At 45.2% G+C, this 17,598-nt stretch carries 13 protein-coding genes; all 13 read left to right on the forward strand.

Features of this window, described 5'->3' with window-relative positions:
- Positions 1–15: 15 nt before the first annotated feature.
- The 13 genes from dnm_RS10720 to dnm_RS10780 all read left to right on the forward strand — a co-directional run bounded on the left by dnm_RS10720 (position 16) and on the right by dnm_RS10780 (position 17,483).
- Entirely contained in the window at positions 16–3,348 is a 3,333-nt protein-coding gene (locus tag dnm_RS10720; protein ID WP_207682643.1) for a DEAD/DEAH box helicase family protein, read from the forward strand.
- A gap of 123 nt (positions 3,349–3,471) precedes the next feature.
- Positions 3,472–3,723, forward strand: coding sequence for a type II toxin-antitoxin system RelE family toxin (locus dnm_RS10725; RefSeq protein ID WP_207682644.1), 252 nt, complete (start codon positions 3,472–3,474; stop codon positions 3,721–3,723).
- A gap of 10 nt (positions 3,724–3,733) precedes the next feature.
- On the forward strand, positions 3,734–3,961 hold the full coding sequence (locus tag dnm_RS10730) for a hypothetical protein (protein ID WP_207682645.1): 228 nt from the start codon (positions 3,734–3,736) through the stop codon (positions 3,959–3,961).
- Positions 3,962–4,008: 47 nt separating this feature from the next.
- The gene (locus dnm_RS10735) at positions 4,009–7,710 is read left to right on the forward strand and encodes an Eco57I restriction-modification methylase domain-containing protein (RefSeq protein ID WP_207682646.1); all 3,702 of its coding nucleotides are present in this window, start codon (positions 4,009–4,011) and stop codon (positions 7,708–7,710) included.
- A 119-nt stretch (positions 7,711–7,829) separates the two neighbouring features.
- Complete coding sequence (locus dnm_RS10740; protein ID WP_207682647.1) at positions 7,830–8,990, forward strand: TaqI-like C-terminal specificity domain-containing protein; 1,161 nt, start codon at positions 7,830–7,832, stop codon at positions 8,988–8,990.
- Entirely contained in the window at positions 8,990–10,825 is a 1,836-nt protein-coding gene (locus tag dnm_RS10745) for an AAA family ATPase (RefSeq protein ID WP_207682648.1), read from the forward strand. The genes dnm_RS10740 and dnm_RS10745 overlap by 1 nt, the downstream gene beginning before the upstream one ends.
- Before the next feature lie 405 nt (positions 10,826–11,230).
- On the forward strand, positions 11,231–11,389 hold the full coding sequence (locus dnm_RS10750) for a hypothetical protein (RefSeq protein WP_207682649.1): 159 nt from the start codon (positions 11,231–11,233) through the stop codon (positions 11,387–11,389).
- Positions 11,390–11,431: 42 nt separating this feature from the next.
- Entirely contained in the window at positions 11,432–12,520 is a 1,089-nt protein-coding gene (locus dnm_RS10755) for an AAA family ATPase (protein WP_207682650.1), read from the forward strand.
- 1 nt (position 12,521) lies between these two features.
- Entirely contained in the window at positions 12,522–12,704 is a 183-nt protein-coding gene (locus dnm_RS10760; protein ID WP_207682651.1) for a DUF3226 domain-containing protein, read from the forward strand.
- 192 nt (positions 12,705–12,896) lie between these two features.
- Positions 12,897–14,810 carry an oxidoreductase gene (locus dnm_RS10765; protein ID WP_207682652.1) on the forward strand — a complete coding sequence of 638 codons (1,914 nt, stop codon included), beginning with the start codon at positions 12,897–12,899 and terminating at the stop codon, positions 14,808–14,810.
- A 69-nt stretch (positions 14,811–14,879) separates the two neighbouring features.
- The gene (locus dnm_RS10770; protein WP_207682653.1) at positions 14,880–15,356 is read left to right on the forward strand and encodes a 4Fe-4S binding protein; all 477 of its coding nucleotides are present in this window, start codon (positions 14,880–14,882) and stop codon (positions 15,354–15,356) included.
- 457 nt (positions 15,357–15,813) lie between these two features.
- Entirely contained in the window at positions 15,814–16,467 is a 654-nt protein-coding gene (locus dnm_RS10775) for a DUF1638 domain-containing protein (RefSeq protein ID WP_207682654.1), read from the forward strand.
- A gap of 377 nt (positions 16,468–16,844) precedes the next feature.
- Complete coding sequence (locus dnm_RS10780; protein ID WP_207682655.1) at positions 16,845–17,483, forward strand: class I SAM-dependent methyltransferase; 639 nt, start codon at positions 16,845–16,847, stop codon at positions 17,481–17,483.
- The last annotated feature ends 115 nt before the right edge of the window (positions 17,484–17,598 follow it).

Genomic DNA, 17,598 nt, shown 5'->3' on the forward strand with positions numbered 1-17,598 from the left:
TATAAGGAAAAAAACATGACTCAGATACCTTCTTCAATAAAGGATAATCATAACAGAGGAAGTGTCGGCAGTTTTTTAAAACAAGAGATTGACGAGGGGAGCAGACTTTCTGTTGTATCCGCCTATTTTACGATTTACGCGTATCATCACCTAAAAGACAAACTTGATACTGTTGAATCCCTTGATTTTCTGTTTGGCGAACCCGCTTTTATCAATACCCTTGATCCTTCAAAAACCGATAAAAAAGAATTTGAAATCCAAGATGACCAACTGGTGATTCCCCTGCATAACAGGCTCGGACAGAAATCCGTTGCAAAAGAATGCAGTGACTGGATAGAGGCCAGGGTCAATATCAGATCCGTGGTAAAGTCGAATTTTCTCCACGGCAAGATGTATCATATCCGCAACAACGGCGTTCAGAAGGCCATACTCGGGAGTTCGAATTTCACTGTAAGAGGACTCGGACTGGGCGGAAATTCCAATATCGAACTGAACATGGAAGCCACGGATGACAGGGACAGGGCAGACCTGCTGAAGTGGTTCAGGGAAATATGGGAAGATACATCGCTGGTGGAGGATGTCAAGGAAGATGTGCTTCGATACCTTGAGCAGCTTTATGCGGAAAATGATCCTGAGTTTATCTATTTTAAGACACTGTATCATCTGTTTGAGAAGTTTCTCTCAGAACAGGCCGGCCAGGGGCTTCTGGATGAAACTATCGGTTTTTTTGACACAAACATCTGGAATATGCTCTATGCGTTTCAAAAAGACGCTGTAAAAGGCGCTGTAAACAAAATGCTCAGGCATGGCGGATGTGTGCTTGCGGACAGTGTGGGACTTGGAAAGACCTTTGAGGCGCTGGCGGTGATAAAATATTTTGAACTGCTCAACAACAAAGTGCTGGTACTTTGCCCCAAAAAACTGAGTGACAACTGGACCATGTATCAGGCGCAGAACAACAGCCTGCTCAATCCGCTGGTTGATGACAGACTTGGTTACACGGTTCTCTGCCACACGGATCTCTCCCGCGAATCAGGACGCTCCGTCAGCAGCATTGAACTGAGTCTCATCAACTGGGGCAACTATGATCTTGTGGTCATAGATGAATCGCACAATTTCAGGAACAATGCCAAAGGACAGAGAGATGAGGAAGGGAACATCATCAGGAAAAGCAGATATGAGAAACTGATGAGCGACATTATCAATTCCGGTGTTCGCACAAAAGTGCTTCTCCTGTCCGCGACACCCGTGAACAATGATCTGAAAGACCTGAGAAACCAGCTCTATTTTATTTCCGGCGGAAAAGATGATTCGTTTTATGAGAAGACCGGGGTGAAACATCTCGCGCATACCATGAAAGAGGCGCAGAAGGTCTTTACCCGCTGGGCTGATCCCGGAAAGCATCAGGTGCGGGATGTGAAAACGCTTCTTGACAAACTTGACTCCTCTTTTTTCAAACTCCTTGACGAACTCACCATTGCCCGTTCCAGAAAGCATATTCAGACCTATTACAAGGATGAGGTGAAACGCATCGGCGCGTTTCCCATAAGATTGCCAGTGATTTCAAAGGCACCGGATATTGACACAAAAGATGAGTTTCCCGCTTATGACAGGATAAACACGGAAATTATGACTTACAAACTCTCCCTGTTCAATCCCTGGGCCTATGTCAGAGATGAATGGAAAGGTGTTTATGAGAAAAAGGCAGGCAGGGCAATCACCGCATTTTCTCAGGAACGGCGGGAGCATTATCTCATCGGCATGATGAAGGTGAATTTCCTGAAAAGGCTTGAAAGCTCCATTGCATCTTTTGAGATATCCATGGAAAGAACCATTGAGAAAATCACAGGCTTGGAGGAACGTATCCGCGCTTACAAAGATGCCGGATCTGATTCACCGGAGATTGAATCTCCTGAGATGTATGATGCGGATGATGCGGAGCTGAATGATGCGAACAGTATCGGCAAAAAACTGAGATATCATCTTGAACATCTGGATTTGGACCTTTGGCTGAAGGATTTGAAAAGTGACAAGGACGCGCTGGTTCTGCTTAAACATACCGCAAAAGCAGTTACGCCGGACAGGGACAAGAAACTGGCAGTGTTAAAGTCCCTGATTAGAGAAAAAATAAAACATCCCATCAATGATGAAAATAAAAAGATTATTATTTTCACGGCATTTACAGATACTGCAAAGTATTTGCATGAGAATCTCTTCCAATTTGTGAGAGATGAGTTGAATCTGCATATCGCGCTGGTTTCCGGCAGCGGCACAAACAAAACCAGTCTGGGAAAAAGCCGGTTTGAACATATTCTTACGAATTTCTCACCGATCTCCAAAAACAGAGACAAGATAAGGGACATGCCGCAGGATGAGGAAATCTCCGTTCTCATTGCCACGGACTGCATTTCCGAGGGGCAGAATCTTCAGGACTGCGATTATCTGATCAATTATGACATTCATTGGAATCCGGTGAGAATTATCCAGCGGTTCGGACGGATTGACCGGCTGGGCAGCAAAAATGAGAAAATTCAGTTGGTGAATTTCTGGCCCACGGACGATCTCAACAATTACATCAATCTCAAAGACCGGGTGGAAGCAAGAATGGCGCTGGTGGATATTACCGCTACCGGCGAGGATAATCTTCTGGACGCGGAACAGATAAAGGACCTGATCGAAGATGACCTCAGTTTCAGAAGCCGGCAGTTGAAGCGTCTGAAAAAAGAGGTGCTTGATCTGGAGGAATTGGATGAGAATGTCTCTCTGAGCGAGTTCACGCTGGACGATTTCAGGGTGGAGCTGGCAAACTATATTGAAAAGAATCGGGAGAAACTTCAGAAAGCCCCGCTGGGACTTTATGCGGTGGTGCCTTCGCCGGAGAGCGAGCATTTCAAGCCTTCCAGGGTCGGAAAGATAAGCGAGAGTGCCAGGGAGATTATCCGGCCCGGAGTCATTTTCTGCCTGAGACAAAAGGGCGACACCCAGGGAAATGAATCTGTGAATCCGCTGTCGCCATATTTTCTGGTCTATGTGAGGAGAGACGGCACGGTTCGTTTCAATTATACCCATGCCAAACAGATTCTTGAGATTTTCAGGCTCCTGGGCAACGGGGTTGAGAAGCCTTATGACATTTTATGCGATTTGTTTAACAAGGAAACAAAGAACGGTTCTGAGATGCGGAACTACAATATGCTGTTGAGCAGGGCAATCAGTGAGATAAGATCGGTGTTCAAGAAAAAGGCAAATATAAGGCTGACTCGGAGCAGAGGCGCGCCGCTTATCCCTAAGAAGAAGCAGGCTGAAGAAAGCGGGCAGTTTGAACTGATTAGCTGGCTGGTGATTAAGTAAGGAAAGCCCGAAAGATTAATCCCCCAACTCCTGAGAGCAACAATGGAACGAAGCGGAACGGAATTTTTGCAGGAGGTATGACAAATGTTCAAACTCAGAACATTGACTGTAAAGTAATCGCTTATGAAATATTCAATTGAACTGAAAAAGCGCGCTATAAAAGATTTGAAAAATATTCCTAAATCAGATATTCTGAGAATTGTTGAAAAACTAAAGCATCTGGAAAACAATTTATCCGGCAATGTCAAGCAATTAACGAATTTTACGCCGGAGTACAGATTAAGAGTCGGAAAGTGGAGGGTTTTATTTGAAATAGAAAAGACAACTGTTGTGGTATATCGCATAAAACATCGCCGGGATGCGTATTCAAAATAAGGAGTGAGCAATGCAGTTAAATCCCCAGTTCATTAAAAAAGATGGCAAAAATGAGTTTGTGATTTTATCTTATCAGGAATTCTCCAAAATCAGAGAAATGATTGAAGATTATGAAGATTTACTTGATTTGAGGAAAGCAAAGGCGGAGTGCGGCCATGATCCTGGAATTCCTCTTGATGAGGTTTTGGAAGAGGTGGGACTATCATTACCCAGGACAGACAGTGGCACAGTCGGATAAAACAGCGACCAAGCTCCGCATGAACGATATGTTTACAGGTTTAAACAATGAAACAGCAAATCCAAAACGCAATACGCAATTTCGGCACTGACGATCTTTTTGACGCGGGCATCCGCTTGTTCGACACACTGGGATACAATACGGAAAGACAAAGCAGGCTTGATTTCCCGACATATCAGGGATTTTATGAGAACTTTCTGGAGGAAAACGACAATATTCCCGATCTTAGGAAATTTGAGCGGAGAGCTTTGACGGACCATTGGGAACGCGTGGAACTGCTTTTTCAGTTGTCAGAATCCGAGATGACAAATCAGGAGATGCTTTTTGACACAAAGAAGGTGGATGACACGATCATCGAAGCCTACCTGTTTTTCGCCATCAGACTGAGAGATGAGGAACACTCCCGCACGGTTCTTTCCGACATCACCCGGCAGATGAACCGGGTGTTTTCCATGCCGGTGATGCTGCTTTTTGTGTATGGCGGACATCTCACGCTTTCGGTGATCAAGAGAAGGCTGCACAAAAGGGATGAGACCAGAGATGTGCTTGAAAAAGTAACCCTTGTCAAAGATATCCGGATGGATGATCCGCACCGTGCCCATATCGAGATATTGCATGATCTGACTCTGGAGGAATTAAGAAAACATCATGCGGTCAGCAATTTTGTGGAACTTCACAATGCCTGGCACAAGGTGCTGGACTGCTCGGAGCTGAACAAACGATTCTACAAAGAACTTGCGAACTGGTATTTCTGGGCTGTTGGGAATGTCACCTTTCCCAAAGATGCTGAGAAAAATGAGGAGGTCAGGAATGCCACCGCGATCATCCGGCTCCTGACACGGCTGATATTTGTCTGGTTTGTCAAGGAAAAGGGGCTGATTCCCCAACATCTTTTTGACAGGGAAAAGCTGAATCAGATTCTGAATTTCGAGGATAAAAATGATAGCAATTTTTACAAGGCCATCCTGCAAAATCTCTTTTTTGCGACGCTGAATCAGGAACAGGACAAACGAGGTGTCCGAAAATCCAGGCAACACTATAATGTGACAAATCTTTACCGGTACGAGCATTTGTTTTGTATTCCGCCGGATGAGATATTGAAATTGTTTGAAGAGATTCCGTTCCTGAACGGGGGACTTTTCGACTGTCTGGACAAGCCACATCCCACGGAAAAGGGACCCAAAGGCGGAGATAAGGTCATCCGTATTGACGGTTTTTCAGACAGAGACGACAATCCGCTGAAAGTCCCGGATTTTCTCTTTTTCGGCCATGACACGGCGGTTGATCTGAATCAGGTTTTTGGCACGAGAGGCAAGACTTACAAGGCAAAAGGGCTGATTCATCTCTTAAACAAATACAAATTCACCATCATGGAAAACACGCCCATCACCGAGGAGATCGCACTGGATCCGGAGCTGCTCGGGAAGGTGTTTGAAAACCTTCTGGCATCGTACAATCCTGAGACCCGGACCACTGCGAGAAAACAGACTGGCTCTTTTTATACGCCCAGGGAGATTGTTGATTATATGGCGGATGAGAGTCTCAAGGCTTCGATTTCCACGCTTGCTGCAAAGAAAATGGGGCGCAAGGCAACGGACGAGGATATCAAAACCGGTCTGGATATTCTTTTTGCCTACACCGAGGAGGCGCATCTCTTTAATGAGGACGAGGCTTCAACGATTGTCAGGGCAATTTCTGAACTGAAAATACTTGATCCGGCCTGCGGTTCCGGGGCGTTTCCCATGGGAATACTGCACAAGCTGGTTTTCATTCTGGGCAAGCTTGATGCGGATAACAGCATGTGGCGGGAACTGCAAAAGGAGAAGGCGGTTCAGGAAACGGAGAACGCTTATAATTCCGAGAACAGGGAAGAAAGGCAACTGAAGCTTTATGAGATAGAACATGCGTTTAATTTTAATATGTCGGATTATGGCAGAAAGCTTTATCTCATAGAAAACTGCATCTATGGCGTGGATATTCAGCCCGTAGCGGTTCAGATCAGCATGCTCCGGTTTTTCATTTCCCTGGTGGCGGAGCAGAGGGTTGACAGGACAAAAGAGAATTGCGGCATCCGACCCCTGCCAAATCTTGAGACCAAGTTTGTGGCGGCAAATACGCTGATGGGAATTGAGAAGCCCAAAGAGCAGCGCGGCATTTCTGACAATCTTGAGATTGAAGACTTGGAAAATGAGCTGAAAGAGATCCGGCATAAGCATTTCAGCGCAAAGACTCCGAAAACCAAGAGAAAACACCGAAACGCAGACAAAGAAATCCGGGAGAGGATTGCGGAACTTCTGGCGGAAAGCTTTGGTGACGAAACCACGGCAAAGCTGCTGGCAAACTGGGCCCCGTACAACCAGAATGCGTCTGCGGATTTCTTTGATCCGGAGTGGATGTTCGGGATAAGGGACGGGTTTGATATTGTGATTGGGAATCCGCCGTATGTGAGGCATGAAAAAATTAAACATTTAAAGCCGATTTTAAAAAAGCAATACAAATGCTATACTGGAACTTCTGATTTGTATGTCTTTTTTTATGAACAAGGTTTTAATTCTCTCAAACCGGGCGGTATTCTTTCATTTATTTCTTCCAACAAATATTTTCGGGCAGTTTATGGGAAAAAACTTCGTGAATTTTTAAGGAACAATGTTTGTATCCATCAGCTTATAGATTTTGGTGATGCGCCTGTTTTTACGGCTATTGCTTATCCCAGTATTATTGTCTTTGAAAAGTCTGCCAATGTCAAAGAATCAAATATCCGCGCCTTGAATTGGGAAATTGGTAATCCGATAGAAGTGTTTCCCGAAATTTTTGAAAGAAAAAGTTTTTCTCTTTCTCAAGTAAGACTGAACGCCGAGGCTTGGAGGCTTGAGAGTGAGAAAGTTTTCAGACTGCTTGAAAAATTGCATAATAGCGGTAAACCTTTGGGAGAGTATGTAGCGGGACGTTTTTATAATGGTATTAAAACAGGATTGAATGACGCATTTATCGTTGACCAATCGACGAGAGATAGTCTTATTAATGACAATCCGTCTTCAACTAAAGTTTTGAAACTTTTTCTGCGAGGAAAAGATGTGAAACGCTGGCAAGTAAATTTTGCAAATCAATACCTTATAAAGATTGAATCTTCCGCTAATGTTCAACACCCTTGGTCTGACAAACCGCAAAAGCAAGCTGAAGAGATTTTTTCAAAAACTTATCCTGCAATTCATGCTTATTTTCAAAAATTTAGAAAACGCTTAATAAATAGGGATGATCAGGGGAAGTATTTTTGGGAGCTCAGGACTTGCAAATATTGGGGCGAATTTGAGATACCCAAAATTGTTTATCCTAACATATGTAAACGTAATGAATTTGCTTGGGATGAAACCAAGTTCTATGCAAACCAAAAAGCTTTTATTATTCCAGATGCGTCAAAATATTTGCTTGCTGTGTTAAATTCCAGCGTTGTCATGTGGCTGTTTGAAAAACTATTGGCAAAACTTCAAAACGGTTACTATGAACCAAGTGCTGTGTTTATGAAAAAATTTCCCATTCCCGTCACCAAAAAAACGAAGCTTATTGAGAATATTGTTGATAATATCCTCAGCATAAAAAATAAAAACTCTGATGCTGACACTACCTCTCTTGAAAAACAAATAGACCTCATGGTCTATAAACTCTACGACCTCACCCACGAAGAGGTGAAAATCGTTGACCCGGAATTTGCCATGAGCAGGGCCGAGTATGAGAATTTTCAGACACCATAGCCCGGCTTGTGATGATAAGTATCCGGACATAAATTTTTTGTACATCCGCCTATGACAGAAAATATGCAAAAACTTATGTCCGAGTATTTACCTTGATGAAACAACGGAAAGAGAATTGAATGATGAAACAGAAAATTCAGAAACCAACCCGCCATTTCGGACAGGGACCTCTCCCTGACGCGGATGTCCGTCTTTTTGAGGCTCCGGAACACAGCATGGAGAAACAAAGCAGATATGACAGGCTGAGATCCGAGATCATCACCCGAATTGAGAAACAGGGGATTCCCTTAAAAAACTGGGATGTTGTAATCAATAATGGCATTACAACAGGTTTCAACAATGCATTTATCATTGACGGGAAGAGCAAAAACAGACTTGCCCAAGCCCCCAAAGATGCGGAGCTCCTCAAACCTGTTCTGACTGGAAAAGATATTAAAAAATGGACAACAGATTTCAAGGATCAATGGCTGATTGGCACATTTCCGAGTCTGCATCTTGATATTGATCAATATCATGGAACAAAAGAATATCTGAGCAATTACAGAGAACGATTGGAACCCATGCCAAAAGGCTTTAAAGGTGATTGGAAAGGGAGAAAAGCCGGTTCTTACAAATGGTTTGAAACTCAGAACACCACAGCCTATCATAAGAATTTTGAAAAGCCGAAAATTATCTGGCCTCATCTGACGCCGAACCCGGAATTTGCGCTCGACACCGAGCATTTTTACCTTACGGCCCCGTCCAATCTGCTGACAATGAAGAATACGACACATCCGCAGGAAATCAAATATCTCCTTGCCCTGCTGAACTCGGAAATTTCGGATTATTATATGCGGCAGACCGGGCGACGACGTGAAGGGGACTGCATCGAGTATAAAAAAATCTCTGTGGAAAAAATTCCCATCATAAGAATTTCGCCATCTGAGCAGGAACTTTTCATCACCCTTGCGGACTATATTCTGTTCCTCAAAAAGATCGAATCCACGCTGCCCACGGCAAAAGACCGGGTGATGTCATCATTTTTTGAACAGATGACAGATGGGGGCGTGTATGAGTTGTATTTCGAAGAGAGTCTGAAAGATGCAGGAAAGGATATTCTGAAATATTTGGACGACTTGCCTGCGCTCACACCGGCAGCATCTCAGGAAGAGACATTGGCACTTATCAGAACCGTATTTACCCGGCTGTATGACCGTGAGCATCCGGTCAGACAACGGCTATATTATCTGGAAAGCGTCAGAGAAGTACGAATTGTCAAAGGATTGGAGGTTCATGCATAATGAAGATCAGAACCATAGAATTAAAGAATTACCGTGCTTTTTATGGCACACATACCATTTCAGTCCAAGGAAAGAGCATGTTGATTTACGGCGAAAACGGGAGCGGCAAAAGCTCTTTGTATAAAGCCTTGGAAGATTTCTTCGCGGCAGGGAACCAGCCAAAATCCATCGCTGCAAACATATTTGACGGCAATTCTCCTTATGTCAGAGTCATCATGGATACTGATCAGACTTTTATCTATCAGAATGACAGTATATCACCCATGCCAAGTCAGAACTTTCTGACAGACACGCATCGCCATAATCCGTTCTTCACCTACAAACGCCTGCTACGCGTCTATTTGGCCGAAAATGAAGCAAAACGTCCGGATCTGTTTTCCATCCTCATTGAAACCATTTTACCCTACCATAAAAATTCCAAAACCAATCAGACATTCGGAGAAGATTGGATTGAAATTAACAATGCGTTACAGTTGAAAGCCTCTACAAAGAAGTATAAACAGGTGACCAATACCACCTTGCCGAACTTCAATAATGGCTTGGAGGAATTTTTGCGAGATTTGGCTGATAAAACAAACGATTGGCTGAATCGCTATTTCAATCACCATGTGACCCTCACCTTTGAAAAGCCGAGTCTCAGCATTCAAAAAACAGGCAGTAAAAAAGTTCTTGCTGGTAAAGAGATCACGATCACACCAACATACTTTGGCGAGAGTGTCACAAGCAGGTATGAAGATTTTTTAAATGAGGCACGCCTGTCCGCGTTAGCGTTGTGCATGTACTTATCTTCGTTAAAAATCATTCCAGAACCAGAGAATTATAAGATGCTGTTTCTTGATGATATTTTCATCGGACTGGACATGTCGAACCGGATTCCGCTGTTACGGATTTTGAAAGATAACTTTGCTGATTTTCAGATTTTTCTGACCACATACGACAGAGCATGGTTTGAGCTGATGCGTGACTATTTTGAAGGGGACAAGTGGAAGTCCATTGAAATGTATGCCGATACAAAAGAGATTAACGGAAACAGGTTTGAAGTTCCTTTAATCATTGACCCTTCAAAAACCTATTTTGAGAAAGCAGAGGATTATTTCAAAATCAAGGATTATCCCGCGTGTGCCAATTATCTGAGGAAAGCACTGGAAAGGCAGATTAAGAAACTTTTGCCGGAAACATATAAAACTTCTCAGAACAAAGATTTTGGCACAACTGACATTACCCATCTTGAAACCCTGATCAACAACCTTGAAAAGTTTTTTGAAGATTGCAAAGTTCCCCTGCCACAAGAGGCGCAGGAGGGAATCAGACGCTACAAGACCCTTGTGCTGAATCCCATGTCCCATGATGACCTGAAAAGCCCGGTTTATAAGATTGAAATCGAAAACACTTTCAGAGTGATCCGGACATTTCAAAATCTTCCGCAAATATCGAGAATTCTCTTATTGCCCATTCATGCGACAATAACATACACCAATAGAGATAAGGATTATGCGGCAGAGGTGCAACTTGCTGACAATCTATATATTGTGATCAAAAACACGGACAAATATTTTTCTCAGTGCAAGTATCGGATGAAAAAATGGACATTTCAAAGTCTGGAATACTCCAACATGAATACCACGGATAACAAGCCATTTCCGCAGGATCAGATAAAAAATATGTGTGAGCAGAAGCGATCATTGGAGGAGATTTATCAAGGCATTTGTAAGGGATTGAAGATTCCGGAAAAGCCTGCTGTTTACGAAGAATTTCAGGTCGGTACCCGGGGCAGTTTGCAGGATTTGCTTACTGAAAGTGCGACCGGTCAGCATTCACAAACAGAAGACGAATAAACCACGAAGCGGTGAAAATCGTTGATCCGGCTTTTGACATGAGCAGAACTGAGTATAAGAATTTTCAGATGCCATAATCCAAAGCCCCGGAATCAGTTCCGGCGATGAAAGCCAAAGCTGGCTAAAGCCAGCCACGAAAGCTCATGAGGAAATTTTATGATTCATTACACTGCCAAATATCAGTAGATCGAAAACTTTTCGGGATAAAAGGAGTGCAAAAATGAAGCGAACGCGGAATTTTTGCAAAAATTCCGCGTTCGCTTCATTTTTGCACTCCTCGTAACTGATTTGGAAACAGTAGGTTATAAATTCTTTTCGATCTACTGAATATACGAAAACCGCTTCAGGCTATACTGGAAAACTGGCCGAATGGCCTGAAGTGATCACAGAGGGGAATGCCGTGCAATGTTGAAAGATGCCCTGAATGAGATGATGCTCGCTTATCATGAACTTGGCAGGCCGATTCCCGGTGACAATTTTGTTATTGAACAGTTTTCGGTTGAGGAGCGGCATGTCTGTCAAGCCCGGCCCCGGTATCAATTTCCGTCCCGGTATCTGATTTAATTCTTTATAAATCAGAAGCGTTATATTACAAAGATGAATAATATGATAACAGAATTAAAAATAACAGGATTCAGAGGATTTAAGGATTTCAGCCTGAATGATCTGGGGCGCATTAACCTTCTGGTAGGCTCTAATAACGGGGGCAAGACTTCGGTTCTTGAAGCCTTGGAATTTCTTGCTTCCCGGGGAAATCTGAGACCGATTTTCGGTGCCATGAGACGCAGAGGTGAACATAAGTGGCCCGACGCTCAGATAAAATCGGATTTGGAGATGGATATATGCCGTTTGTTTTACGGATATGAAATGCAACAGGACAGCCAATTTTCAATAAGCGGAAAGCGTATGACTTCTGCTGATACCGTACAGGCAGAGATTCAGGAGAGCGAATCCGAAAGCTTGCCTGATGACAGCTATGAATTTTTAAGCCCTTATATCTTAAAACTGACCTGGAATCACGAAACAGAACCCCTGAACCTGAAACTCCGTTTAAGCCACCAGGGCGGACTTTCATACAAGATACTCAGAACATATCCGCCAAGACAGGCAGGAAAATCTCTTTTTGTCTCAACCTTATCTTTGTCTGCTGACGAGATCGTCCCGCTGTTTGAAGACATTGTTCTCACTCCTGATGAACAACTTGTTATTGAGTCAATAAGGCATATTGAGCCGACCATTGAAAGAATAGCATCTTTGGGGAGCGAAAAAAGAGGAGGATTGTCATATTCAGGAACAATAGGAGGACTTGTCGTCAAATGCAAGGGAATTGACCAGCGGATTCCCATAGGAAGCATGGGAGACGGAATTTGGCGTATGCTGGGCATCACTCTGGCGTTGATAAAGGCAAAAGAAGGCATATTGCTGGTAGATGAGATTGACACAGGGCTGCATTTTACCGTAATGGAGGATATGTGGAAACTGATCGCCAAAACTGCCGAGCGTCTGAATGTTCAGGTTTTTGCAACAACTCATAACAGCGATTGCTGGTCCAGCCTTGCAACTATTTTATGTGACAAAGACGCTGACAATAAAAATGTCAGCATACAAAGAATAGAGAAAAATAAAAAACAGGCCGTGGCTTTCACACGAGATGAAATCATTATTGCCGCAAAAAGAGGAATAGAGGTCAGATAAGATGTCCGCAGGAATAAAAAGGAAAAAGCTGCTTGTGGAAGGAGCCGATGATAAAAGCGTCATTCCTGAACTGATAGAGGCAAACGGCATCAGATGGGGAGAAACCGCCCGTGAGGCCATTGTCCATATTCAGGATTTTGGCGGAACAGAAAATCTTCTGGCTCCTCATGAAATATCCACGTAACTTTTGATTTTAAGGCGATTGACAAGAATGAATATACCTGTTCGTCGTTTCGCGTTTACGCGGTCTCACACCGTCTAAACGCGGAACGACGAACTCAGAAAATATTCCGGTATGCTTTTTTCCGGAAATCGTTTAAGGAATTGGTCAGAGAAAGGAAGGAATAAATAACTTTTCAACAAAAGGAGATACACCATGGAAAGAATGTTCACGCCATTTAAACTGGGTGATTTGGAACTCGCAAACAGGTTTGTATTCCCCCCGATCAAGCTGGGATATGGCAATCCTGACGGCACGGTGACAGACCGCCAACTGACGTTTTACAGACAGATTGCGAAAAACGGTCCGGGACTGATAATTATTGAGCCTGTATCTGTCACTGCCGATGGCAAGGAACATCCCAAACAGCCCTGCGTCCATCTTCCTGAGAGTGCCGCCCAACTCCGGAAGATTGCGGATGTCATTCACGCGGAAAATCGCCTTGCCTGCCTTCACCTGAATCATGGCGGCGCGGCAGCCAATCCCAAGCTTATCGGCGGCGCGCCCAAAGCTCCCTCTGTGATGACATGTGTTGCCAGAGAGGGAAATGTCTCTCAGGAAATCACCGAACAGGATATCCAGGCCATTCTTGACGGTTACGGAACTGCCGCGGAAAAAGCGCGGCAGGCAGGATTTGATGTCATAGAAATCCAGGGCGGACACGGTTATCTCATCTCGCAATTTTTGAACGGAAAACTGAACACGCGGAAAGATCGCTATGGTCAGGATCGCACTCTGTTTGCAAGGGAGGCCATTTCAAAAGTCAGAGAAAACGCCGGTAACATTCCTCTGATTCTGAGGATTTCCGGTAATGAGATGTCACCGGAATTCGGCATCAGCCCGGATGACCTGCTGCCGCTCCTGAAATTGGCCGAGGAAAAGAAAATCAGCCTCATCCACGTCGGCATGGGGAATGCCTGCTTCAGTCCGCCGTGGTATTTTCACCATGCGGCCCTTCCGGATAAACCCCAGACCGATGCCCTGTCCTGGGTGCGTGAAAATACATCGCTCCCGCTGCTCGCGGCCGGCAGAATGGGCAGGAAGGAGAAGGTCATCCGCTTTCTGGACCAGGGACTTGCCCAGCTTGTGGCACTGGGAAGGCCCCTTATTGCGGATCCTGATCTTCCGGAAAAATGGCAAAAAGGGGCAGATCAGGACATCAGGTATTGCGGCTATTGTCTCCAGGGTTGCCTCCATCGTATGAAGAGCGGTGTATCTCTGGGCTGCAACCTGAATCCCGCGGTGGGTCTGCCGCCGTTGGCGCGTACAGACACGCCCATGAAAGTCCTGATTGCCGGAGGCGGTCCTGCCGGACTGAGTGCGGCATTGTACATGGACACACGGGGGCATGAGGTGACTTTAGCCGAGAAAACAGATGCCATAGGAGGGCAATTCTCTCTTGCATGGCAGGCTCCTGGAAAGGAAAAAATGAAACAGGGACTGGAATCTCTTGAACGCGCTGTGAAATCCGGAGGTGCTTCTCTCCTCATGAACAGGACCGCGGACGCGGACCTTGTCAGAGAGATTCAGCCTGATCTTTTGGTGTGGGCCGTGGGAGCGGTTCAGAATATCCCGGAAATCAAAGGGCTTGAACATCAGCATGTCATGACATCCCTAGAATATTTCCAGGGAGCAAAAGCGGTAAAAGGCCCCAGAGTTTTGGTCGTCGGTGCTGGCAGAGCCGGGCTTGAGATTGCTGAAAAGCTGGGCAAGGAGGGGTTTGATGTGGTGGCGACAAAACGGACAGACCCCATAGGCAGCATGATGGAGATGATCACCAAGAAACTGGCACTGATGCGGATTGACCAGATGCAGAATGTGACACTGATGCCTCACACCACGGTTAAAGAATTTTTCGCGGACAAGGTTGATGTGGAACAGGACGGAGAGAAAAAATCATTGGACGCTTTTCAGACTGTGATCCTGGCTTCCGGTATGCTGTCAGCCCCGGGACCTGATAATGAGGTGAGCAGTGCCGCTCCCAAAATGGAAATCATCGGAGACGCGAACGAAGTGAAAGATGTTTTCAGCGCGGTTCATGCGGGGTATGAGCTGGCTTTGAGGTATTGAGGGGGGCGAGAGGCGAAGGGCGAGAGGCGAGAGGATGAGGAACATCAGAAATAGGGAGGCAGAAAGTAAATGGTAAGAGGTATTCCGGCGGGTCAGAGAGGCAGAGGGGGCTGTGGGTCCCAGCGTCAGTCGGGACGGGGCAGGGGATACGGCAGGAGGATGGCAGGAAAAAGAATGGTTCCTGATTCATGGACTCGCTCGCCAGTCGGACCTGCTGAGGACTCACAGACAAAAACCGAAATCACCCGGGAACAAGAGCTTGATGCGCTCAAAGCTCAGGAGCGGGACATTCAGGCTCAGATTTTGTATTTGGAGAAACGCATCAGAGCGATTGAGACAGGCACATCCTCGGATTTCAAAGCCTTTGTGGATTCGGACAAGTGTGCAGGCTGTGGGACATGTGAGGATGTCTGCCCGGTGGGGGCCATTGTTGTTGATGAGATCGCCAGCATTGATGCGGAATGTTGCATTGGCTGCGGTTCTTGTGTGGCGCAATGCCCAAGAGGCGCACTGAACTTGTATTCTTTGACAGAGCAAAGTGCCTGAAGTGAGCTGAAGTGACTGAAGTTAAAATTTAAAAGTCAGTAGGTCGAAAATTTTTATAAATCCGGAGTGCAAAAATTAAGCGAAGCGGTTTTTTGCTCTGGATATTTAAAGAATTCCGGTAAGACGCAAAAAATCGCTTCGCTTAATTTTTGCACTCCGGAGAAGCTTTTCGATCTACTGAAAATTCTTTCATGTTTTGTTGTGAGCTGACCACTTATGACTGTTTATATGAATGTGTTAAGTGTCAGGTGTTAGGTGTTAGGTGTTAAGTGTTAGGAAAAACTGCAAAACTTTCATCGTTCGTTGTGACCGGCAGATCATGGCCGTTTATAGGAAAGAAGCTGGGGCCGGCTTTCATTGTCCGTTATGACCGGCAGGTCATGGCCGTTTATATGTGTTTAACTTTTTTGCTTTTAAGTTATGCTTATCTTATTTTTTAAGAAAAGGAGGCATCTGTATGGAAACTGTATCATTTTCTGATATTGCCATTGTTGCTTGCGGCACACTGAGTCCGGAATTGAATTTTTTGAAAAAAGAAGGTTTTCTTGATACTAAACATATGTTTTTTACCACACCCGGGCTGCATGAAAATATTCATGAATTGGAACGCCAGCTCCTTCAAAGGATTGCCAAAGCCCGGGAAAAGGCGAAAAAAATTCTTGTGGTATATGGTGGAAAATTCTGTTATGTGAATGCAGATGAACCCACCCGCACCATGCAGAAAATTATTCAGGAGCAGGGCCCGGGCGTGGCAAGAACGGATGCGACCCATTGCATGGATATGATCGCTGACGAAGCTGAACGGGAAAGGATCGCCCAGGAGGTCGCGGGCGGAGAAAAGGTCTGGTGGATGGTACCGGGTTGGATCAAATTCCGGCATAAAGTCTTTGAGGGATGGGATAAAGGGCTTGCCAATGAGAATTTTCCCAGGCACACCGGAGGGGCTGTCGTGCTTGACGCTATCGGGTATGTTGATCAGTATATGGCAGAACATCCCGAAGAATTTCTGGAGTACTCGGACTGGATGGGGATTCCGATGCAGGGCTATTCTGTGACCCTTGACCGCTTTAAATCGGTGTTGTCGGAACAGGCGAGGATACTCGGGGGGTAAAGGGGCGAGAGGCGAGAGGCTAAAGGGCGAGGGGCAAACTGCCCTGGGTCGCCCTTAAACGGCCATGATCGGCCTGCTCACAGCGAAAAAGGGTAAGTTGGGGGAGGGCGATAAAGCCCCGTGGGGGCGGCATATTCGCAGCTAAGTACCAGACCATAAGTTTTCGATATTCGAACGGGAAAGAAACCCGGCTTTTTCCCCGGAAGGATCCGCCGCCCCTGAAGAAAAAAGCCGGGTTTCTCTGCTGTTCGCAGAAAAAAAGATGTATAAAAAACTTTTGATCGGGTACTTGCTACAAATATGCCGCCCTTACAGGGCTTGGTTGGCCCTCTCCTAACTCCGTTATGATCAGAAAAATAACTTGAGAAAAAATGGTTATGCCGAAAATATCCCCTTTTGAAAAATATGCGGATCAATACGAAGAGTGGTTTGAGAAATATCCCCGGGTTTATGAGGCTGAATTACGGGCTGTGAAAGCCATGATGCCAAGCCCGGGACATGGCGTGGAGATCGGAGTTGGTAGCGGACGATTTGCCGGACCCTTGGGAATTAAAATTGGTGTGGAACCCTCAGAACACATGGCGAAGATTGCTGAAAAACGAGGTATTCAGGTTCTGAACGGGGTGGCTGAGGACCTGCCCCTTGAGGATGCGAGTGTTGACTTTGTTCTGATGGTTACCACAATTTGCTTTGTTGATGACATAAACAAGGCATTGGCTGAGGCTTATCGGGTTCTCTCTTATGGCGGATGTCTGATTATCGGTTTTGTGGACCGCGAGAGCAGGATAGGACAAATTTATTTAAGCCGTCAGAAAGAGAATGTGTTTTACAAGGATGCGAGATTTTTCTTTGTTGACGAGCTTGCCGGGCTTATGACGCAGGCCGGATTTGTGAATCTGACCTTCGGACAGACGCTTTTTAAGCCATTGTCCGAGATCACAAGTAATGAACCTGTCATCCCCGGTCATGGCAAAGGCTCTTTTGTGGTGGTGAGCGGCAGGAAGGAAGAGGCCTGACATCTCAGTTTCTGTCCGGTTTCACTAAAAACAGGTTTCACTAAGGTGATTTTCAATAAAAAACATCCTGCTACGGAATTTGGTTCTCTGAATATGTGGCGGGCGAGATTTCCCT

The sequence above is a fragment of the Desulfonema magnum genome (assembly GCF_017377395.1).
Classification (GTDB): Bacteria; Desulfobacterota; Desulfobacteria; order Desulfobacterales; family 4be13; genus Desulfonema_C; species Desulfonema_C magnum.